Annotated in this window: 18 protein-coding genes; 4 read left to right on the top strand and 14 right to left on the bottom strand. The window is 70.4% G+C overall.

The window, feature by feature from the left end; genetic code table 11:
* Window positions 1-76: 76 nt before the first annotated feature.
* The 10 genes from WA640_RS04590 to pruA all read right to left on the bottom strand — a co-directional run bounded on the left by WA640_RS04590 (window position 77) and on the right by pruA (window position 9,949).
* Window positions 77-502, bottom strand: a complete 426-nt coding sequence (locus tag WA640_RS04590) for a protein-tyrosine phosphatase family protein (protein ID WP_335986316.1) — start codon at window positions 500-502, stop codon at window positions 77-79.
* A 25-nt stretch (window positions 503-527) separates the two neighbouring features.
* The gene (locus WA640_RS04595; RefSeq protein WP_335986317.1) at window positions 528-1,766 is read right to left on the bottom strand and encodes an MFS transporter; all 1,239 of its coding nucleotides are present in this window, start codon (window positions 1,764-1,766) and stop codon (window positions 528-530) included.
* 39 nt (window positions 1,767-1,805) lie between these two features.
* Window positions 1,806-4,148 (bottom strand): CHAT domain-containing protein, encoded by a 2,343-nt coding sequence (locus WA640_RS04600; RefSeq protein ID WP_335986318.1) that lies wholly within the window; start codon window positions 4,146-4,148, stop codon window positions 1,806-1,808.
* Between the two features lie 181 nt (window positions 4,149-4,329).
* Window positions 4,330-4,860 (bottom strand): hypothetical protein, encoded by a 531-nt coding sequence (locus WA640_RS04605; RefSeq protein WP_335986320.1) that lies wholly within the window; start codon window positions 4,858-4,860, stop codon window positions 4,330-4,332.
* Window positions 4,850-5,464, bottom strand: a complete 615-nt coding sequence (locus WA640_RS04610; protein ID WP_335986321.1) for an RNA polymerase sigma factor — start codon at window positions 5,462-5,464, stop codon at window positions 4,850-4,852. The genes WA640_RS04605 and WA640_RS04610 overlap by 11 nt, the downstream gene beginning before the upstream one ends.
* A 9-nt stretch (window positions 5,465-5,473) precedes the next feature.
* Window positions 5,474-7,018 (bottom strand): S8 family peptidase, encoded by a 1,545-nt coding sequence (locus WA640_RS04615; RefSeq protein WP_335986323.1) that lies wholly within the window; start codon window positions 7,016-7,018, stop codon window positions 5,474-5,476.
* A gap of 305 nt (window positions 7,019-7,323) precedes the next feature.
* Window positions 7,324-7,620, bottom strand: a complete 297-nt coding sequence (locus WA640_RS04620) for a DUF397 domain-containing protein (RefSeq protein ID WP_106363980.1) — start codon at window positions 7,618-7,620, stop codon at window positions 7,324-7,326.
* Between the two features lie 53 nt (window positions 7,621-7,673).
* The gene (locus tag WA640_RS04625; protein WP_335986324.1) at window positions 7,674-7,994 is read right to left on the bottom strand and encodes a type II toxin-antitoxin system PemK/MazF family toxin; all 321 of its coding nucleotides are present in this window, start codon (window positions 7,992-7,994) and stop codon (window positions 7,674-7,676) included.
* Window positions 7,991-8,248: a hypothetical protein gene (locus tag WA640_RS04630; protein ID WP_335986325.1), complete on the bottom strand. Its 258-nt coding sequence runs from the start codon at window positions 8,246-8,248 to the stop codon at window positions 7,991-7,993. The genes WA640_RS04625 and WA640_RS04630 overlap by 4 nt, the downstream gene beginning before the upstream one ends.
* A 75-nt stretch (window positions 8,249-8,323) precedes the next feature.
* Window positions 8,324-9,949 (bottom strand): L-glutamate gamma-semialdehyde dehydrogenase, encoded by a 1,626-nt coding sequence (gene pruA, locus WA640_RS04635; protein WP_335986326.1) that lies wholly within the window; start codon window positions 9,947-9,949, stop codon window positions 8,324-8,326.
* A gap of 204 nt (window positions 9,950-10,153) precedes the next feature.
* Here pruA and WA640_RS04640 point away from each other — a divergent pair, with 204 nt between their 5' ends.
* Window positions 10,154-11,062 carry a hypothetical protein gene (locus WA640_RS04640; RefSeq protein WP_335986327.1) on the top strand — a complete coding sequence of 303 codons (909 nt, stop codon included), beginning with the start codon at window positions 10,154-10,156 and terminating at the stop codon, window positions 11,060-11,062.
* On the opposite strand, the gene WA640_RS04645 is transcribed toward WA640_RS04640, so the two are convergent.
* Both WA640_RS04645 and secA read right to left on the bottom strand, forming a co-directional pair.
* Entirely contained in the window at window positions 11,014-11,484 is a 471-nt protein-coding gene (locus WA640_RS04645; RefSeq protein WP_335986328.1) for a DUF6912 family protein, read from the bottom strand. The genes WA640_RS04640 and WA640_RS04645 overlap by 49 nt on opposite strands.
* A gap of 16 nt (window positions 11,485-11,500) precedes the next feature.
* The gene (gene secA, locus WA640_RS04650; protein WP_335986329.1) at window positions 11,501-14,407 is read right to left on the bottom strand and encodes a preprotein translocase subunit SecA; all 2,907 of its coding nucleotides are present in this window, start codon (window positions 14,405-14,407) and stop codon (window positions 11,501-11,503) included.
* Between the two features lie 112 nt (window positions 14,408-14,519).
* On the opposite strand from secA, the gene WA640_RS04655 reads away from it, so the two are divergent.
* The 3 genes from WA640_RS04655 to WA640_RS04665 all read left to right on the top strand — a co-directional run bounded on the left by WA640_RS04655 (window position 14,520) and on the right by WA640_RS04665 (window position 17,915).
* On the top strand, window positions 14,520-15,641 hold the full coding sequence (locus WA640_RS04655; RefSeq protein ID WP_335986330.1) for a GNAT family N-acetyltransferase: 1,122 nt from the start codon (window positions 14,520-14,522) through the stop codon (window positions 15,639-15,641).
* 72 nt (window positions 15,642-15,713) lie between these two features.
* Window positions 15,714-16,682 carry a GNAT family N-acetyltransferase gene (locus WA640_RS04660; protein ID WP_335986331.1) on the top strand — a complete coding sequence of 323 codons (969 nt, stop codon included), beginning with the start codon at window positions 15,714-15,716 and terminating at the stop codon, window positions 16,680-16,682.
* Between the two features lie 75 nt (window positions 16,683-16,757).
* Window positions 16,758-17,915: an Ig-like domain-containing protein gene (locus WA640_RS04665; protein WP_106363988.1), complete on the top strand. Its 1,158-nt coding sequence runs from the start codon at window positions 16,758-16,760 to the stop codon at window positions 17,913-17,915.
* 68 nt (window positions 17,916-17,983) lie between these two features.
* Here WA640_RS04665 and hpf read toward each other — a convergent pair whose 3' ends face one another.
* Complete coding sequence (gene hpf, locus WA640_RS04670; RefSeq protein WP_106363989.1) at window positions 17,984-18,658, bottom strand: ribosome hibernation-promoting factor, HPF/YfiA family; 675 nt, start codon at window positions 18,656-18,658, stop codon at window positions 17,984-17,986.
* 395 nt (window positions 18,659-19,053) lie between these two features.
* On the bottom strand, window positions 19,054-19,704 hold the full coding sequence (locus tag WA640_RS04675; RefSeq protein WP_335986332.1) for a ComF family protein: 651 nt from the start codon (window positions 19,702-19,704) through the stop codon (window positions 19,054-19,056).
* Between the last annotated feature and the right edge of the window lie 14 nt (window positions 19,705-19,718).

Raw genomic sequence — 19,718 nt, forward strand, 5'->3', positions numbered from 1 at the left:
GCGGCCTCTTGGGGTTCGGTGGGGGTGATGCGCGTCCCCCACCTTATGCCAGGGGCGCTGCAAACGCCTACCCGTCTCAGGACTCGAAACGGGAGGCGAAACGGCGCTGCCAGGGGGTCTCGACGGCTTTCGGGGAGTATCCGGCGCGGACGAAGGCGACGGCTTCGGCGGCGGGGACGCCGTCGAGGACGGCGAGGCAGGCGAGGGCGGTGCCGGTGCGGCCGTGGCCGCCGTGGCAGGCGATCTCGACGCGTTCGGTCTCGGCGCGGGTCCAGGCGTCGCGCAGGGCCGCGGCGAAGGCGGGCTTGTCGGCGGGCAGGCGGAAGTCGGGCCAGCGGACCCACACGGCGTCCCAAGCGGTCGGGGGCGGCTCCTTGCCGAGGAGGTACAGCGCGAACTGCGGCTGCGGCCCTTCAGGAAGGGGCCGGGCGAGGCCGCGGCCGCGCACGAGGCGGCCGGACGGGAGGCGCAGCACGCCGGGGGCGTCGGGGTCCCAGGTCATGGCCCGATGCTACTGCGGCGCAGCACTAGCGGACCTCTCTGAGCCCCGAGCCCTCCTCGGGGAGCTCCTTGAGGGTGCGGATCGGGGTCTTGAGGAGCACAAGGCACCCGGCGAAGAGCATCCCGGCGGCGATGAGGAGGACGGACCGCGCCCCGATCACTTCGCCGACGAACCCGCCGAGGATTGAGCCGACTGCGACTGTGCCCCACGAGATGACCCGCTGCGTCGCATTCACGCGGCCCTGGATCGAGTCGGGGGTGACCGCCTGGCGGTAGCTGACAACGTTCACGTTGAACACCACGATCGCGCCCACGAACAGCGCCTGCCCGAGGAACGCGACCACCGCGCCCCACCTGGGCCCCGAGAACGCCACGACCGCCATGCCGGGCCCGGAGAGCGCCAGCGCCACGAGCGCGGTGCGCCCCATCCCGGCCTTCGCGGAGATCTTCCCGACGAGCATCGCCCCGAGCACCCCGCCGACCCCGGACCCGGCGAGGACCAGGCCGACGACCGCGCTCGACTGGCCGGCGTCGCGGATGAGGAACACCACGAGCATGGCCTGGAACGCGCCCACGGAGAGGTTGCACCAGGCGCTGGAGAACGCGACGGTGCGGATGATCGGGTCCTTGAGGATGAACCTGATCCCCTGGGCGATCTCGGCCCGCAGGTGCGGCTTCTCGCGGCGCACCGGATCGGTCTCCTGGAACCTGATGCGCCACATGCTGAACGCCGACACCGCGAACCCGGCGACCGCGACGGCGACCGCCACAGGCGCGGTCAGCAGCGTCACGAGCGGCCCGGCGACGAGCGGCCCGCCGGTGTCGGAGGCCGACCGGAGCCCCTGGATGCGCGAGTTCGCCCCGGCGAGGCGGTCGTTGTCGATGAGCATCGGCACGTAGCTTCCTTGCGCCACGTCGAAGAACACCGAGACGAGTCCGAGCCCGAACATGACGGCGTACATCTGCCACGTCGCGAGCGCGTCGAGCATCCACGCGAGGGGCACGGTCAGCATCACGGCCGCCCGCAGCACCTCGCTCACGACGATGATCGGCTTGCGCCGCATCCGGTCCACCCACGCGCCGACCAGCAGGCCGAACATGACCAGCGCGATCTGGTCCATGGCGTTGAGGACGCCGATCTGCGCTTCGCTCAGGTCGAGCACGACCACGGCGATGATCGAGACGGAGAAGTACGCGATCTGGAGGCCGACTTGGCTCGCGGCCACGGAGACGAGCAGGAGGCGGTGGTCGGGGTTGCGGAACATCGGTACGGGCTGCGCCTTTCGCGGGGGTATGGGGGCAGCCTACGCGCCGAACGCGACGAACGGGTGCCACGGACGCTGCTCCCCCACGGCCGCAAGGGCTTCGGCGGGACTCGCGCCTGCGGCGCAGCGGCGGTGGTAGTCGACCATCATCTCGGCGGCCATCGAGTCGGGGACCTTCGCGAGGCTGGAGACCACAGTGGAGGTTCCGGCGTGCAGGAGCGCGGCGGTGAACCCGAGCGTCTCGTTCCCGACCTCTACGGTCGACCGCCCCAGGTCGCACGCGGACAGCACTACGTGCTGCGGCGGCTGGTCGAGCCCGAGCAGCTCGTACGCGTTCAGCGGCCCGAGCCCGAAGTCCAAGCGGGAGAACAGGACGTTGTCCGGCTCGTGGTGCCCGTGCGCGGCGAGGTGCGCCACCGAGGCGCCGTCGAGGCCCTTGAGCACCGCTTCGGGGTCGGACTTCTCGGCACGGATCAGCCGCGCCTCGGGGTAGAGCGCGCCCACGGCGTCGACCTCGCTGTCGGCGCGGACGAGCCGCGGCCCGGCGGCGACGATCGCGGGGCCGGTCGCCGCGGGCCGGTGGACGGCGCGCCACCACGCCTCGGCAGAGGGCGTGACCGTGAACGGGCGGCCCCGCAAGGGCGGCAGCAGGGGCCAGGGGACCCAGGCGAGCTGGCTGTGGGGTATCACGACCGCCTGCCGGTCGCCGACGTAGCCGGCGATCGGGTCCCAGATGCCTTCTGCGAGCACGGTCGCGTTGCGGCGCATAGCGCTCTCGACGCTCTGGCGCAGACGCTCCGGATGGTGGAAGGTCCGGCTCAGCGCGTCAAGGTCGGCGCCGAGGCGGCGTTCGAGTTCCGAGGCCTCGTCGAGCGGCATGAGCGGCACATGCCGCAGCCCGTCGCCGCCGGCGAGGACCGCGCGGAGGATGCCGCCGACTTCGAACAGGCTGACCACCACCGTTTCCCGGGACTCCGCCAGCTCGTGGATCTCCGAGGAGGCGATCCGCTCCGCCTGTTCCCGCGGTCCCGGCCTCGCCCTGTCGTAGTCGCGGATCTCGGCTTCGAGGCCGCGGACGCGCTCCAGCGCGTCGGCGGTCTCCGCGCCCTCGACCTGGAGGTCCCAGAGCTCCTGGCGGGCCAGGCGGAGCCGGCCCAGCGCCTCGCGGGCGTTCGGGTCGGATGAGGACTTCACCGGCGGGATCCGCAGGGCCTGCCCCCGGCAGCGCTCGGCCCACTGGAGCATCTCCGCGGGACTGCCGTGGTTGGTGGTGTGGGTGAGTCCTTTGCTGGAGAGCTGCACCCCGAGCGCGGACACGCCGGCTTGGAACTCCACCGATCCGAAGGTCGTCCGATAGTCGTCGAGCAGGTCGAGCCCGGTGCGCAGATCCGGCATGGGGTCCTCGTCGCGGGCGATGGCGAGCTCCGCCTTCGCAGCGAACCGGGCCAGGCTCTCTGCGAGCACTTCATGGGCCGGTCCGCTCAATTCGAACCGCAGCGCCTCTTCGGCGAGTTCGAGTTCCCCGGCGCGGATCCTCGCCCGGGCGGCCAGCACTTTGGCCTGGTTGAGGCGGAGCGTCCAGCCTCGCTGGTCCAGTGCGTCGCAGAGCCGACCGACCTGATCGGCGAAGTCGGGGCCCATCTGCTCGGCGTCGAAGCGGCCCTGGAGGATCAGCAGGCGCGCGAGGAACGCCATCGGCTCGTTGCCCTGCTCGTACAGCGAGTCCATGGCCTGCTCGGCCCACTGCTCCGCGATGTCGTACCGGCGGTCCTCGTACGCCGCGACGGCTCTCCAGAATTCCGCGTTGGCCGCGTTTCGGAGGTCCCCGGCGAGCCGCGACGAGGCGATCGCCTCCCCCCACCGGTCGGCGGCCTGCCCGAACATGCCGACCGAGAACAAGGCCAGCGCGTACGAGGACTCGATGAACGTCTCAAGTTCTGGAGCGTATTTCAGGTATTCGGCACGGACCTCGTCGAACGCGGTGAGCGCCTTCGTGGCCTCGCCGAGGTCGAGCCATATCAGCGCCTCGATGTGGATGGCCTTGGCGCGGTTGACCGGGATGAGCACCCGCTCGTAGAGATCGATGGCCTTGTGGATGCTGTCGAGGGCGCGCTGGAGCTCGCCGAGGTCGCGCCACAGGTTAGCCCGGTTGTGGAACAGCGCCGCGTACATGTAGTCGGGGCCGTTCGCGGCGAGATGCGGTTCGGCCTCGTCGAACCACCGGTCGGCGTCGGCGAGGCGGCCGGTCTGCCACAGTCCGAGAGCCCTCTGGTGGAAGAGGACCCCCCGGTCGTCCGGAGCCACGAACGCCTCGGCCGTGTCGAGCAGGCGCAGTCCTTCGGCAGGGTCGCCCAGACTCGCCTTGTCCGTGGAAAGGACCATCAGTGCTTTCGCGGTCAGTCGCGCCCGCGCGGTTCCGGCGACCGGAGGCCGCTCTCGGTCCCATTCGAGTACCTCAAGTGCCTGTTCGAGCGCAAGTGCGGATTCCGAGATTCGGCCGCGTCGGTTCAGACGCTGTCCCCGGGTGAACAACCGCCAAGCGCTTTGAAGCATTCTTCATATGCTACAGGCGCACTGCGGGAGTCACGACCACCGCCGGGAGGCCCTCTCGCTGCAATGCCTCGTCGGGCCTGATGACCAACTGGAACATCTCATTGTTGGGCAGGCCCTCGAGTACGAATCTCCCGGTTTCATCGGTCGTCGCGCGCCGGGTCCCCTGCGGACTTCTGAGTTCGACGGCATAAGTCCCTTCTGGTCCGATCCATCCGTCGAGGCGCATTTCCTGCAATGCCGAGGGACGGGGCGTGACCATCACGGTGACCGTTTCGCAGTCGAAGGTGATCGATGCCGGATCGCCCTGGTTCACCGCCAGTTCGGCTTCTCCGCGGACGAGCGTCAATTCCTTGGGCCGGTATACGGATGCGACTCTGGCATCCAGTGCCGCTTCGAGTTCGAGCACGAATTCGACCCGCTCGTTGAGATCGGTCGGCATCGGGTCGTCCCGTTGGTGGAGCTCGTTGATGACGGCGAGAATCCGCTCATCGCAGGAGTCCAACGGCTCGAACTCGCCCTGGTCCCGCTTGTCAGGTTCCATCTGCATACCGCTCCTCACCTGCGCCCCAGGACGGGTCGTCCAGCAGGGTCTTTCTCATCTTGTCCAAGCACCGGCCCCGCGTGGGCCCGATGCTCCCCCTTTTCATTCCGAGCTCTTCGGAGATGACGTCGTAGTCCGGCCGGGAGAACGCCGCGACGTAGGCGAGCAGCGCCCGGCACTTCTCGTCCTGTGCAAGGAAGGCACGGCGTACCGCCTCTCGTTCGTCATCGCGGACGAAGCCGTCCTCGATACCTTCGACGATCGGCTCCTTGATGTCGAGCGGGTCGGAGGCGACTTCGCGCCTCGCCTGCCCGGCGACGTTCCAGGCCTCGCGGCTGACCGTGGTACGCAGCCACTTGGTCAGCGCGCGAGGCTTCTCGAGTCCGTCCTTGGTGCGCCACAGGCGAAGCCATGCGGTCTGCACCACGTCGGCGGCGCTCTCCCGGTCGAGGCCGGCCCGCCGCGCCACTCGCCAGAGCGGCTCGGTGAGCTCCTCGATCAGGGTCCGCTGCGCGGCACGGTCGCCGGCACGCGCGGCGATGTAGAGCCGCGCGTACCGGTCGTAGTCGACCGCCGCCACCGATTGAGCCGGAATCGTGTTCATGTCTTCAGGCTAGCGACTCTTCAGCCGGGCGAGGGCCGCGTGAGCGCGCTCAGCGGCCTTGACCGGGTCCTGGATCTCTTCCACCCCGGATTCGGCGATGGCGTTCAGGAGGTAAGCCGCCGCGACCGGGGCGGCGAACGAGGTGCCGCTCCAGACCGCGTAGCCGGAGGAGAAGTCGTCGAAGTCGTAGCTCTCCCGGAAGCGGTTGCGCATCGTGGACTTGGCGCGGCGCTCGGGTTCGAGCGAACCCGCGGCCTCGCACGGGTACGTGCTCACCAACCCGGCCCCGGTGGCGTAGCACGAGACCCACGGGCCCTCGTTCGAGAACATGGCGATTTCGAGGTTGGGGTTGAGGGCCCCGACGCTCAGGATCGGCGCGGCGTTCTCCGGCTGCTCGTGCGCGGCGAACGCCGCGGGGTAGAACGGCCGGTCGGAGGACTGGTTCCCGGCGGCGGCGACCACGGGGACGCCCATCTTGATGAGGCGGTCGACGGCACCGCCCATCCAGCCGCCCGGGATGTCGTCGGAGGCCTCGTCCACATAGCCCGTGGCGAGGACGACCACGTCGACGGGGAACGCCTCGGCGTCGCCGCCGCGCGCGGCCTCGATCTGGTCGGCCACGTGGTGGAGCGCGCCGATGATCTCGTGCTCGTAGGAGAGGCCGTCGTTGTGGACCACGCGCAGGGAGTACACCTGGACGTCCGGGGACATCTGGCGCAGCAGCCCGGTGATGAAGGTGCCGTGGCCGAAGTGGGTGGCGACCTCGCCGAGGAGGGTCGGCTCGTGGACCGGGCCGTCCCAGGGGTCGTCGAGCGGCGGCGCGGGCGAGTCGTTGTGCTGCCCGAGCTTCGTCTGGAAGGCGTGGTCGACCACCACGAAGGTGTCCTTGCCCTCGCTGCGGTCGGAGATGTCGAACGCCGGGTGCCCGCTGGGGACGCCGGTGTCGAGGACCGCGACGCGCAGGCGCCGGTCGAGCTTCCTGCGTTCGGGCATCGGCGCGACCATGTCGACCGGGATGCGGCCGATGGAGTGCTTGTGGGGCCCGGGAAGCGGCGGCTCGCCGGTGCCGACGCTGGGGCCTCCGGCCCTGGAGCAGATCATGAGGTGCTCCAGGCGGACCTTCGCGAGCAGGTCTTCCGGGAGGCTCGCGTCGCTCGTGTCTGTCTTGAGCCGCTGGAGGAGCGACCACGCGTCGACCGCTGCCTGGTCGCCGTGGGTGCTCACGACCGGGACGCGGTACGGCCCCGAGCCCGCGACGACCGGGTTGGCGGCCTGGCTCTCCAGGGACAGGCCGGTGGGCCGGATCGCGCCTTCGAGCTTGCGGCGGGACGCGTCGTCGTTGATGACGGACTCGTCCACCAGCAGGCGGTCGTAGCGGTAGATGGTCCCCACGGGGGCCGAGCGGCCCGCGGTGCGGACGACCTGGCCAGGGAGGAGGACGCGGCCGCCGTGCCGGTCCAGCGTGGAGTAGGCGAGTTCGGGCACGCCGGACATGTGGTCGCGGCGCGGGTTGGGCTTCAGATGGGGTTCGTTCTCCGCGAACACCAATCGCATGGGAGCTCCTCTTGTCGTCTTCGGGGGTCTATGCGGTTGTCGGGCGAGGAGGGGGATCTCTTCAAGATCAATTCTCCTCACCTTCTGCGAGGCGTGGGGTCCACGCCGGTTCCGATAGGTCGAAAGGCACTCAAGCCCGGAATGCCGCGAACGCCACGGGCTGGACGGGTATCGCGGCTTTCACCAGGGAAGAGGCCCGTGAGACCGGTGGGATACACGCCGGAAGGCGCTATCTGAAGTTGGCACGTTCGAGGGATGCGCAAAGCGCCCCGGAGTCGGACTCCGGGGCGCTTCGAACGTGCGGTCTAGGGCTTGGCGGGCTCGTCATCGTCATCCTCGATGACCTCGACGATCGGCTCGTCGTCCCAAGTGGGGAGGTCGAACTCGCCGTCGCGGACGCCCTCGACGAAGGCCTCCCACTCGGACGGGGTGTAGATGAGGATGTCGCCCTCGGGGTCCTCGGCCATGCGCAGGGCCACGAGTCCGTTGTCGGCGTAGCCGATCTCCAGTGCGGCGGGGGTGCCGTCCTCGTGGGTCGTGCGCTCCCAGCGGGCCTCGGCGGTGTCGAACTCGCCCTTCAGCGGATGCTCACGCTTCGTCATGGGGCAAGCATAGAAAGGAGCCCGGACCACGCGGTCCGGGCCCCCGCCGTCGCTCAGTGCAGGCCGAGCAAGCGTTTGAGGATCAGTTCGACCTTGAGCATCATCATGCCGTCGACCACTCCGACCGGGCGAATCATCCGTTCAGAGGAGACGACGCGGATCTGCTCGCACTGCACGTAGCTCGTGACCGGAAGGGCCCCTTCGAGTTCGACGTGCGTGGGATAACCCTTGCGAGTGCGGGAGATGGGCACGACGATCGGGATGCCCGCTCGCGACATCTCGTTATGGGAGACGATCAGGGCGGGGCGCTGGAAACCCTGCTCATGGCCGATGGGGTCGCCGAAGTCGCAGAGGTAGATGTCCCCGCGGTTCACAGGATGTCGCTCCAGTCCTCAGGTTCGAGGCCGTCACGGAGGGTCCCAGACAACTCCTCGGTCTCGCGAGCGAGGTCGGCACGAGCCTCTGCCGAACCCATGGTGGCGCGCACCTGGGCCCAGAACTCCTCGGTCTCGGCGGCGTCGAGTGCATGCTCGACCGCGACCGCCATCGAGACGTGCTGGCTGCGAGCGAGGCGGGAGATGCGGTCCCGCAGCTCTACCGGTACCTTGATCGTAGTCATGCCAGTCATACCAGAAGTATACACATCGTATGCCGATAACAAAGAGGGCCCGGACCGTGCGACCCGGGCCCCTTCAGCGGACGGCTAGCCCTGGTGCGGGTAGCGGTACTCCGTCGGAGGGAGGAAGTTCTCCTTGATGGAGCGGGGGCTGACCCAGCGGACGAGGTTCTGCCAGGAGCCGGCCTTGTCGTTGGTGCCCGAGCCGCGGGAGCCGCCGAAGGGCTGCTGGCCGACGACCGCGCCGGTGGGCTTGTCGTTGATGTAGTAGTTCCCGGCGGCGAAGCGGAGGGCTTCGCTCGCGCGGGCGATGGCGGCCCGGTCGGTGGCGAAGACCGCGCCGGTGAGCGCGTACGGGGCGATGTCGGCGGCCTGGCCCACGACGGTGTCGAAGTCGGCGTCGTCGTAGACGTGGACGGCGTTGATCGGCCCGAAGTACTCCTCGGTGAACAGCTCGTGGGTCGGGTCCGTGGACTCGATGAGCGTGGGCTGCACGAAGAAGCCCTGCGAGTCGTCGGCGGTGCCGCCGGTGACGACGGTGGCCTTCGCGTCCCCTTGCAGGCGTTCGAAGAGCGCGGTGTGCTTGGCGTAGGCGCGGGCGTCGATGACGGCGCCGCCGAAGTTGGCGAAGTCGGTGACGTCGCCGTAGGTGATGTCCTCGGTCATGCCGACGACGGCGTCGCGCAGGCCGTGCTTCCACAGCGAGGCGGGCACGTAGGTCCGCGAGAGCGCGGAGCACTTCTGGCCCTGGTACTCGTAGGCGCCGCGGACCATCGCGACCGCGAGCGCGTGCGGGTCGGCGCTGGGGTGGGCGATGATGAAGTCCTTGCCACCGGTCTCGCCGACCAGGCGCGGGTAGGTGCGATAGCCGCCGATGTTGGCGCCCACGGTGGACCACAGGTGCTGGAAGGTCCTGGTGGAGCCGGTGAAGTGGATGCCGCCGAGGTCGGCGTCCAGGAGCGCGACCTCGGAGTGCTCGCCGACGCCGGTGACCATGTTGATGACGCCGTGCGGCAGGCCCGCCTCCAGGAGCACCTGCATGACGACGTGCGCGGCGAACTGCTGGGTCGGCGAGGGCTTCCACACCACGGTGTTGCCCATGAGGGCGGGCGCGGTGGGGAGGTTCCCGGAGATGGCGGTGAAGTTGAACGGGGTGATCGCGAGGACGAACCCGTCGAGGGGGCGGTGGTCCATGCGGTTCCACAGGCCCTTGGAGGAGTTCGGCTGGTGCCGGTAGATGCCTTCGGCGAAGGAGACGTTGAAGCGCAGGAAGTCGATGAGCTCGCACGCGGCGTCGATCTCGGCCTGCGCGGCGGTCTTGGACTGGCCGAGCATGGTCGCGGCGTTGACGGTGTCGCGGTAGGGGCCCGCGAGGAGTTCGGCGGCGCGCAGGAAGACGGCGGCGCGGTCGGCGAAGTCGGTGCGGATCCAGTCGTGGCGGGCGGCCTTGGCGGCGGCGACGGCGTCGGCCCACTCCCCGGCGGTGGCCTCGCGGGCGGTGCCGAGGACGTGGTGGCGGTTGTGGGGCTGGACGACCTCGATCTCGGCGCCCGTGCCGCGGCGCCACTGGCCCGCGATGTTGTGGTCGAGGTCCAGGCGGGTCGCGGCGAGCTCGGCGAGCTTCTTCTGGAGGCTCTCGCGCTCGGGCGTCCCGGGCGCGTACGAATTGACCGGTTCGTTCTCCGGTGTGGGTACCGTAAACAAGGCGTTCATCGCGCACTCCCGTTGATTCGACGGATATTAGGATCACTTGGCTTTGAACACGAGGTTACTAGACCGGTGTCGCTACCGCCATCCTCGCACAGTCCGGGCCTTGCGAACTGGTGCGATGGGAACAAAGACCCCGCGCGGGGGCCCCGGGCCACACCCGCCCGACCGAGCAGTGCGCCGCGGCGGCGCATCCGTACTCTGGGGGTCGTGACCAACACGCAGGAGCAGCCAGCCGCAACCGCCGAGTCCGCCACCGCCGCAGCCGAGCCCCGGCCGGGCCGCGTCGCGCTGTGGGTCCTCGGCGCCGCCGCCGTCGCCTCCCTGGCCGGCGTCGTCTACTCCCTGTACCGCCTCACCGGCATGGCCGACGGCCTCGACGACACCGGCGTCATGCTCCTGGCGAACAGCCTGTTCAGCCCCATCATCGTCACCGTCTTCGCCGGAGCCGTCGCCGGCACGGTCGCGCCCCGGCTGCTCCCGGGCCCGCAGAAGGCCCTCGCGGTCCTCGGCGCGCTCGTCACCGGCCTCGTCACCGGCACGGTCGCCTACCTCGGGTTCGGGGTGGACGCCGACATCGCGCTGGTCCTCGGCCTCGTCCTGCTCGCCTCCGCGCTCGTCGGCGGCCTGTTCGCGCTGCCGAAGCGCAGCGTCCCCGTGGTCGCGGGGCTGAGCGCGGTGCTCCTGCTGCTGGCGTTCATGTTCGGCCGCGGCTTCTACGAGGCCGCGTCCTCGGTGAGCCTGTTCTCCGACCCGCTCGACGAGTACGGCGCGCTCGGCACCGCCATCCCCTTCATCGCCGGGATCGCCTGCGGCGTGTGCGCGTTCCTGTACCTGCGCCAGAAGAAGGCGGGCGTCAAGCTCCTCGGGCACCTGCTCGCGGGCGCCGTCCCCGGCGCGGTCTGGCTCACCGCCACGATCCTCGCCCAGATCGGCGTCGAGGTGCTCCTGAACGTCGGCCTGAACGAGGTCGCCCCGCTCGACCAGGCGTTCCTCGCCCTCAGCTTCCAGTGGCAGTACAACGGGTCGATGACCGCGCTGTTCGCCGGGGCGCTGTGCGCGGTCTTCGCCTACGGGTTCCTGCTCCCTAAGACGCCCAAGGCCGCCAAGAGCTCCTGAAGCTCCGACGGGGCGTACCAGTCGAGGACGTGCTCCTCGACCGCGGCGAGGTCGTCCGCGGTGCCCGCAGCGGCGATGACCACCGCGGCCTCGGCGTCGTCCATGTGGACCGCCGCGACGCGCTTGAGCTTCACGTCCCCGTCGAAGTCCGCGCCGGTGCCCTCGGCGTGCGCGGTGACGCGCTCGTCGGGGACGTCGGCGGAGACCACGACCCGGCGCGGCTCCGACCCGGGCAGCAGCGCCAGCGACGCGAACGCCGCGTCGTCGAACGCCGTGTACTCCAGGTCCTCCTCGTCGGCCCCCGGCGCCTCGCGCCGCAGCCAGGAGGTCACGGTGTGGACGGCCGACACCGGCTTGAGCTCGCCGGTGTCGGCCAGCGTCCGCAGCATCGCCGCGTTCGCGGGTACGTAGATTCGCGCCATGCCCTTAGTCTGCGCCCTAGTCGGCGGCGCCGCCGGGCGCGCCGTGGCAGCGCTTGTACTTCTTGCCCGAACCGCACGGGCACGGGGCGTTCGGGCCGACCTTCTCGACGTGCCGCTGGCCCGGGTTCGCCTGCTGCGCGGGCGGCGCGGTCGCGGCCTTGCGCGGACCGGCCGAGCGCGCCGACTTCGGGGCGACCTTCGCGGCGCCCTTCTGGCCCGCGCCCGGGGTGCGCTTCACGTCGCGCTTCTGGCCCGCGACCGGCTTCGGCGGGCGCTTGAACACCGCGCCGTCCTCGGTCGTCGCCTGGCTCTCCACGCCGCTCGCGTTGTCCATCGACGGCGCCGACTGGAGCAGCATCTCCGGCTTGCGCAGCGGCTCCAGGCCGCGGATCGTCGCCTCCGGCTCGGCCGCCGCCCCGCCCTCGGCGGGCTTGGCCTTCAGCTCGGCGTTCATCAGGAAGCGGACCGTGTCCTCCTTGATGCCGTCGAGCATCGTCTGGAACATGTCGAACGCCTCGCGCTGGTACTCGATGACCGGGTCGCGCTGCGCGTACGCCCGCAGGCTGATGCCCTGCTTGAGGTAGTCCACCTCGTACAGGTGCTCGCGCCACTTCCGGTCGATCGTCTGGAGCAGCACCCGCCGCTCCAGCTTCCGCAGCACCTCTTCGCCGAACTCCTCTTCGCGCGCGGCGTAGACCTCGTGCGCGTCCTCCTTGACGGCCTTGAGGAGCGTCTCGGCGTCGAGCTCGTCGAGCCCGCCCGCCTGCTTCACGACCTCCTTGTGCGACAAGGCGATCGGGTACAGCTGCTTGAACGCCGACCACAGCTCGTCGAGATCCCAGTCCTCGCCGTAGCCCTCGCTCGTGGCGCCCGCGACGTACGCCTCCAGGACGTCGTCGATGAAGTGCGAGATCTGCTCGGAGACGTCCTCGCCGTCGAGGACCTTGCGCCGCTCGTCGTAGATGACGGTGCGCTGGTTGTTCATGACCTCGTCGTACTTGAGGACGTTCTTGCGGATCTCCGCGTTGTGGCCCTCGATCTGCGACTGCGCCGACTCGATCTGGCGGGTCACGAGCTTCGACACGATCGGCACGTCGTCGGGGACGCGCATCCGGTTCATCATGGCGCGCACGGCGTCCGCGTTGAACCGCTTCATCAGGTCGTCCGAGAGCGACAGGTAGAACCGGGACTCGCCCGGGTCGCCCTGGCGGCCCGCGCGGCCGCGCAGCTGGTTGTCGATGCGGCGCGACTCGTGGCGCTCGGTGCCGAGCACGTACAGGCCGCCCGCGTCCTTGACGTCCTCGGCCTCGGCCTTGGTCGTCTCCTCGAACTTCTCGATGGCCTCGGCCCACGCCGCCGAGTAGGTCTCCTCGTCGGCGTCGTCGACGCCGCGCGCGCGCAGGTCGGAGGCCGCGAGGTACTCGGGGTTGCCGCCGAGCATGATGTCGGTGCCGCGCCCGGCCATGTTGGTGGCGACGGTGACGGCGCCGCGCTGGCCCGCCTGCGCGATGTACTCGGCTTCCTTCGCGTGGTTCTTCGCGTTGAGCACGTTGTGCGGGATGCCGCGCTTCTTCAACAGGCGCGCGAGCATCTCCGACTTCTCGACCGAGACGGTGCCGACGAGGACCGGCTGGCCGGTCTCGTGGCGCTCGGCGATGTCGTCGACGACGGCCTGGAACTTCGCCTCTTCGGTCTTGTAGATGACGTCGGGCTGGTCGCGGCGGATCATCGGCTTGTTCGTGGGGATCGGGATGACGCCCATGCCGTAGACGTTGTTGAACTCCGACGCCTCGGTCTGCGCGGTGCCGGTGATGCCCGCGAGCTTCTCGTAGAGGCGGAAGTAGTTCTGGAGGGTGGTGGTGGCGAACGTCTGGTTCTCCTGCTTGATCTCCACCTTCTCCTTGGCCTCGATGGCCTGGTGGATGCCCTCGTTGAAGCGGCGGCCCGGCAGGACGCGGCCGGTGAACTCGTCGACGATGAGCACCTCGTCGTCCTCGGAGACGATGTACTCGCGGTTGCGCTCGAACAGCTCCTGCGCCTTGATCGCGTTGTTCAGGTAGCCGACGAGCGGGGTGTTCACCGAGTCGTAGAGGTTCTCGATGCCGAGGCGGTCTTCGACGCGGGCCACGCCGGCCTCGGAGATCGCGATGGTGCGCTTGCCCTCGTCGACCTCGTAGTGCTCGTCGCGCTTCATGGAGCGGACGATGTTCGCGAACTCGGTGTACCAGCGCTTGGAGTGCTCGGCGGGGCCCGAGATGATGATCGGGGTGCGGGCCTCGTCGATGAGGATCGAGTCGACCTCGTCGACGAGCGCGAAGTGGTGGCCGCGCTGCACGAGGCTGTCCGCGGAGGCGGTCATGTTGTCGCGCAGGTAGTCGAAGGCCAGCTCGTTGTTCGTGGAGTACGTGACGTCGGCGAGGTAGGCCTCGCGGTGCTTCTCCGAGCCCTCGCCGGGGAGCACGACGCCGACGGACAGGCCCAGGAAGCGGTGGATCTCGCCCATCCACTCGGCGTCGCGGCGGACCAGGTAGTCGTTGACGGTGACCTGGTGGACGCCCTTGCCGGTGAGCCCGTTGAGGTAGACGGGGAGCGTCGAGACGAGGGTCTTGCCCTCGCCGGTCTTCATCTCGGCGATGTTGCCCTGGTGCAGTGCGGCGCCGCCCATGAGCTGCACGTGGTAGTGGCGCATCCCGCGGACGCGCCAGGCCGCCTCGCGGACTGTGGCGAACGCCTCGGGCATGAGGTCGTCGGTGGTCTCGCCGTCTTTCAGGCGCTCCTTGTACTCGTCGGTGAGCGCGCGCAGCTCGGCGTCGGTGAGCGCCTTGTACTCGTCTTCCAAGGAGTCGACCGCGTCGGCGATCGCGTTGAGTCGCTTGAGCGCGCGGCCCTCGCCGGCCCGCAGTACCTTCTCGAACAACGACACGGAAGATCAGCCCCCAGCAACGTCTTGACCAGATCGGGTGGATATCCCGGTCAATACTACGCGTAGGCGGCGGCTGGTCCTGACGGCCGTTGGTGGGGCACAATCGGAGGCTATGGAACCCGTCACCCTCGATGCCGACGGCCTGCGGCTCGTCGCCTGGGAGCAGCGGCACCTGCCCGATCTGGCCCGGATCTACGCCGATCCGCTCATCGAGCGGTTCCTCGTCATGCCCCTGCCGTGGGGCGGCTCGGCGCGGCAGCGGTTCGTGGAGGTGCAGCGGCGCCACTGGGGCGGGGAGAACCCGCGGTGGGCCGTCGAGGAGGACGGCGTGCTCGTCGGCTCCATGGCCCTGACGAAGTCCTTCCCCGGCGAGATGACGATCACCTACGTGACCGCGCCGTGGGCGCGGGGCCGCGGCGTCGCCCAGCGCGGCATCCGCGCGGCCGTCGCGTTCGGGTTCGACCGTCTCGGCGCCCGCCGCATCGCGTGGGACGCGATCGTCGGCAACCACGCCTCGCGCCTCGCGGCCCTGCGCACCGGGTTCACCGTCGAAGGGGTCTCGCGCGGCGGCGTCAACCAGCGCGGCGTCACCCGCGACTGCTGGATCGGCGGGATGCTCCCCGGGGACCTCCGCGGCCCCGACGACCCGCCCCCGCACTACGAGATCCTCAAGCGCCAGGCCGCGTTCTTCACCGCACCGCAGCCCGATCTGGAGACCGGCGCCGCGGGACTGCGGTTGCGGCCCTTGAAAGAGGCGGACCTCGACGACGTGGCGACGGCCTGCGCCGACCCGGAGGTGCAGCGGTTCACGCCCATGCCGCGCGACTACGCGCGGTCCGACGCCGAGCAGTTCCTGCGCGACAAGCGCCGCGCCTGGGACCTCGGCGACCGCGTCCTGTACGTCCTCGCCGACGAGCACGACCGCTACTGCGGCTCCGTGGAGCTCATGCTCCGCGAGCCCGGCGAGTCGGAGGTCGGGTACCTGACGGCGCCGTGGGCGCGCGGGCGCGGGTGGATGACCGCCGCCGTCAAGCGCCTGTGCCGCCTCGGGTTCGACTCGCTCGCTTTGGAGCGCATCGAGTGGCGGGCCGACCCGGAGAACGAGGCGTCGCTGCGCGTCGCGCAGAAGGCCGGGTTCACCGTGGAGGGCGTGCGGCGGCGGATGCGCAGCGGCCCGCTGGGCCGCCGGGACTCCGTGATCGCGAGCCTGTTCCCCGAGGAACTGGCGCGCTGATCCGGGCCATCCGGTGCGAATCAGACTCCTCAAACGGTTGACGCACCGCCCCTGGGCTGCTTGTCTGGGGACGTGAATTTCTTCGAACCCGTCGCGACGACGGCGTTCGTGCTGCGGCCGTCCGACGCCGCGACCACCGTGGACTGCGGTTTCGAGCCCGACGCCGTGGCGGTGTCCCCCGAAGGCGAGGCGGTGTGGGGCGCCCTCGGGTTCGAGGGCTCAGGGGTCGTCTCGGTGCGGTACTGGGTCGCCCCCGAGCGGCGCGGGAAGCGGCTCGCCTCGGCGATGCTCCGCGCGGTCGCGCCGGTCGTGTTCGAGGCGGGGGCGCACCGGCTTGAAGCGCGCCCGCCCGTGCGCGACCACGCCGCGATCCGCTCGGCGCTCGGTGCGGGCTTCCGGCCCGACGGCGGCGTCGCCCGCGGTGCGGCCTGGGACGGCACCCACGCGCTCACCCTCGGCCTGCTCCCGGGCGACGGCACCGGCCCGTCCCCGCGGGTCCTGCCGGACCTGCCCGGCGGGACGCTGTCCGACGGGGTCGTCACGCTCCGGCCGCTCGGCGCCGGCGACTTCGAGGCCCACCTGCGGCACCGCTCCAGCCCCGACGTGTACGCCGGGGCGGCGCTGCCGCTGCCGCCGAGCGCCGAGGAGGCCCGCGAGGTGTGCGAGTGGCGGGCCGCGGTCGACTGGCTGCGCGGGCGCAGCGCCCTCATGGTCATCGATGACGGCGAGGGCTACCAGGGCACGATCGGGCTGTACGACGTGGCGCGGATCGTCGGCACCGGCATGATCGGCTACGACCTGCGCGCGTCGGTGCGCGGCCGCGGGTACGCGACCAGGGCGGTGAACCTGGTGCGGCGCTGGGCGTTCCGCGAGGTCGGGCTCGACCGGGTGTGGGCCGGGACGGACCTCCACAACACCGCTTCGCAGGCGGTCCTGCGCCGCGCGGGCTTCCGCCTGGAGGGCGTGGAGCGCGGCGGACTGCCGACGCTGGCGGGCCGCAGGCGCGACACGTTGGTGTGGGCTGTGTTGAGCAGCGACTAGCGTGCAACCCAAGGGGTGGGGCCGGGCGTCGGAGATATAGTTATCGCGTCGCTTCGCTTTGTGGAGGAACCCCCTTTGAAACGCCGGTCCTTCGTCGCCGCTGCCTCGGCGACGTCGCTGCTCTCGCTTGCCGCGTGCGCCGAACCCCAGCAGGGGACGTTCACGCCGGCCCCGATCGTGCCCGTAGTGTCGCTCGACGCCGTCGACGACCATGATCCGTCCCAGCCGTTCAACCTCACCGTGGTGGACGGCATCCTCGAAGAGGTCAACGTGACCTCCGACCGGTCCAAGACCATCGAAGGCGACTTCGCCGAGGACCTCACCTCCTGGACCTCGAAAGGCGTGATGGACGCGGGCTCGGTCCACACCGTCGCCGCGAAGGCCGTCAGCTCCGACGGCACCGTCACCGAGTTCGAGCAGACCTTCACCACCGAGCGCCGGGACGGCACCGGCTTCGGGGTGGCCGACGTGACGCCGATCGTGGAGGGCGAGACCGTCGGCGTCGGCGCGCCGATCATCGTGTTCTTCACCGAGGACGCCCCCGACCGGGCCGAGGTCGAGAAGAACCTCAAGGTCGAGTCCGAGCTGGGCCACGAGGGGGCCTGGCACTGGATCAGCGACTCGCAGGCGATCTACCGCACGAAGGAGTACTGGCAGCCGTACCAGAAGGTCACCTTCACGGCGAACTTCGACGGCGTCTTCCTCGGCGGCGACACGTGGGGCGACGAGAACTACGAGGCCGTCATGGAGATCGGGCGGTCGCAGACCTCCCACGCGGACCTGGAGACCCACACCATGACCGTCAAGTTCGACGGCGAGGTGGAGAAGGAGATCCCGATCTCGGGCGGCAACGGCGAGGAGTGGGAGTACTACACGGCCACCGGCGTCCACCTGGTCATGGAGAAGTTCGCCGACAAGGTCATGGTCTCGCCCGGCCGCGAGGAGGGCGACGAGGGCTACTACTCGACGCCTGTCAAGTGGGCCACCCGCATCAACGCCTCCGGCGAGTTCGTCCACGGCGCGCCCTGGAACGGGAGCCTCGGCTCGGCGAACCTCTCGCACGGCTGCCTGAACGCGAGCGACTCGAACGCCGAGTGGTTCTACGGGATCGCCCAGCGCGGCGACCCGGTCGACGTCACCGGCTCCCCGCGCGAGATGCCGTGGAACAACGGCTGGGGCTTCTGGATCAAGTCCTGGGACGACTGGAAGTCCGGCTCGGCCCTGGAGGGCTGACCCGAACGTGTGAAGATCGTTGAGAAAAAGGGCCCCGGCATCCGCCGGGGCCCTTTCGCTACGCGGTCCTAGAGGTCGAGCTTGAGCAGGCCGTAGTCGAAGGCCCTGCGGCGGTACACGACGGACGGGCGGCCGGTCTCCTTGTCGTGGAAGAGGTAGAAGTCGTGGCCGACGAGCTCCATGTTCTGGAGGGCGTCGTCGACGGTCATCGGCTCGCCGGGGTGGATCTTCTCGCGGACGATCCGGCCCGGCAGGTGGTCCTCGACGAGGCCGTCGAAGTGGTCGACGTCCTCGGAGATGAAGCGGGCGCGCGCGGCGCGCTCCTTCGCGTCGGGCTCCGCCACGAGGGTCGCGCCCTCGGGGATGCGGCCGCCGCCGTTCGCGGTCGCCTCGGCCACCGAGATCGGGGCCTTGGTGCCGCCGCGCGAGACGCGCTTGCGGTCGGAGGTCTTGCGGAGCTGGTGGCCGAGCTTGGTCACCGCGAGCTCGAACGCGGACCTGAAGTCCCCGGCGCACGCCTCGGCGCGGATGACCGCGCCCTTCGGACGGCACGTGATCTCGACGCGCTGCGCATGGTCGGCCTGGCGGGGATTGGGCTCGTGATAGAGCTCGACGTCGATCTTGATCGCCTCCCCGTCGTAGCGGGCGAGGTACTTCGCGATCTTGCCCTCGATCTTCTCTTCGACGAGACCGCGGTAGTGGTCGGGGACCTCTACGTTCCGGCCCTTGACGACGATGTCCACCTCTGAACCTCCCAGGTGCGCCGCGCGCTTCCGCGGCGCTGACGTAGTTGCGTGTGCTGGGTCCGGAGCCGTGGTTCCGGTACGGCGGATGGAGCGACCTCCCTTCACGGTCAGGACGGATGCGAACACCTCTGTAGAAGGGGGCGTTCACCTTTGGGCCAACTGGCCTCTGCCGTCTCGTTACCGATCTGAGATTTCGAGACTAACCCCTCGCTCACCGAAAGTCGACCCTTCGGCTACCGGAATTCTCCAATGCTCCGAGGGTGCGCGCACGGATTCCGGCGGAACCGAGACAACTCTTCGCATTCGCGTTCGAACCCTCCAGACGGGGTTGTCGGGATCATGACACAAGGAGGATTGCCGCACTCCCGTCCCGCAAACCCCTGGAGTGCGGTTCAGGCCGCCGCGACGACGACCGCCGCGGGGACCTCTATGCCCGCGTCCCGCAGCACCAGCGCCGCGGCGCGGAGCGTGGCGCCGGTGGTGACGACGTCGTCGACGAGGACCGCGGGGCGGCCCAAGGCGGCCAGCGCCCGGATCGCGCGGCGGGCGGGGCGCAGGCTCCGGCGGGCGGCCTCCTCGCGCTGGGCGGGGGTCAGGCCGACCGAGTCGGGGCGCGGGCGGGCCCGCAGGCACGGGCGCAGGTCGCCGAGTCCGGCGGCCATGCCGGCGACGTGGTCGAAGCCGCGGGCGCGGCGGGCCGCGGCGGTGGGCGGGACGGGGACGAGCACGGCGCCGGGGACCTCGGGGGCGACGACGGCGAGGGCTCCGGCGAGGAGGCGGCCGAGGGCGGGGGCGAGCTCGCGGCGGGACCGCTCCTTGTACTCGTTGAGGGCTTCGGCGAGCGCGCCCGCGTAGGGCCCGGCGGCCACGGCGGGCGGGGCGGCGTGGAGGGGTGTCGCGAGGCGCGGGCGCAGGTCCCGCAGCTCCTGAGCGCAGTCGGGGCACAGGCCCCTCCAGACGCCGCCGCCCGCCGCCCGGGCGCTCCGGCAGGAGGCGCAGGCGGCGGGCAGGAACAGGTCCCGGGCGTCCTCGATGAGGTTCACGCGGGTCTAACGAG

This window comes from Glycomyces sp. MUSA5-2 (genome assembly GCF_037034145.1).
Classification (GTDB): domain Bacteria; phylum Actinomycetota; class Actinomycetes; order Mycobacteriales; family Micromonosporaceae; genus Glycomyces; species Glycomyces artemisiae.

What these genes read in the sequence shown, in the direction of transcription:
- WA640_RS04590 (WP_335986316.1), bottom strand. Translation starts at nt 502, where the DNA reads ATGACCTGGGACCCCGACGCCCCCGGCGTGCTGCGCCTCCCGTCCGGC.
- WA640_RS04595 (WP_335986317.1), bottom strand. Translation starts at nt 1,766, where the DNA reads ATGTTCCGCAACCCCGACCACCGCCTCCTGCTCGTCTCCGTGGCCGCG.
- WA640_RS04600 (WP_335986318.1), bottom strand. Translation starts at nt 4,148, where the DNA reads ATGGTCCTTTCCACGGACAAGGCGAGTCTGGGCGACCCTGCCGAAGGA.
- WA640_RS04605 (WP_335986320.1), bottom strand. Translation starts at nt 4,860, where the DNA reads ATGGAACCTGACAAGCGGGACCAGGGCGAGTTCGAGCCGTTGGACTCC.
- WA640_RS04610 (WP_335986321.1), bottom strand. Translation starts at nt 5,464, where the DNA reads ATGAACACGATTCCGGCTCAATCGGTGGCGGCGGTCGACTACGACCGG.
- WA640_RS04615 (WP_335986323.1), bottom strand. Translation starts at nt 7,018, where the DNA reads ATGCGATTGGTGTTCGCGGAGAACGAACCCCATCTGAAGCCCAACCCG.
- WA640_RS04620 (WP_106363980.1), bottom strand. Translation starts at nt 7,620, where the DNA reads ATGACGAAGCGTGAGCATCCGCTGAAGGGCGAGTTCGACACCGCCGAG.
- WA640_RS04630 (WP_335986325.1), bottom strand. Translation starts at nt 8,248, where the DNA reads ATGACTGGCATGACTACGATCAAGGTACCGGTAGAGCTGCGGGACCGC.
- pruA (WP_335986326.1), bottom strand. Translation starts at nt 9,949, where the DNA reads ATGAACGCCTTGTTTACGGTACCCACACCGGAGAACGAACCGGTCAAT.
- WA640_RS04645 (WP_335986328.1), bottom strand. Translation starts at nt 11,484, where the DNA reads ATGGCGCGAATCTACGTACCCGCGAACGCGGCGATGCTGCGGACGCTG.
- WA640_RS04655 (WP_335986330.1), top strand. Translation starts at nt 14,520, where the DNA reads ATGGAACCCGTCACCCTCGATGCCGACGGCCTGCGGCTCGTCGCCTGG.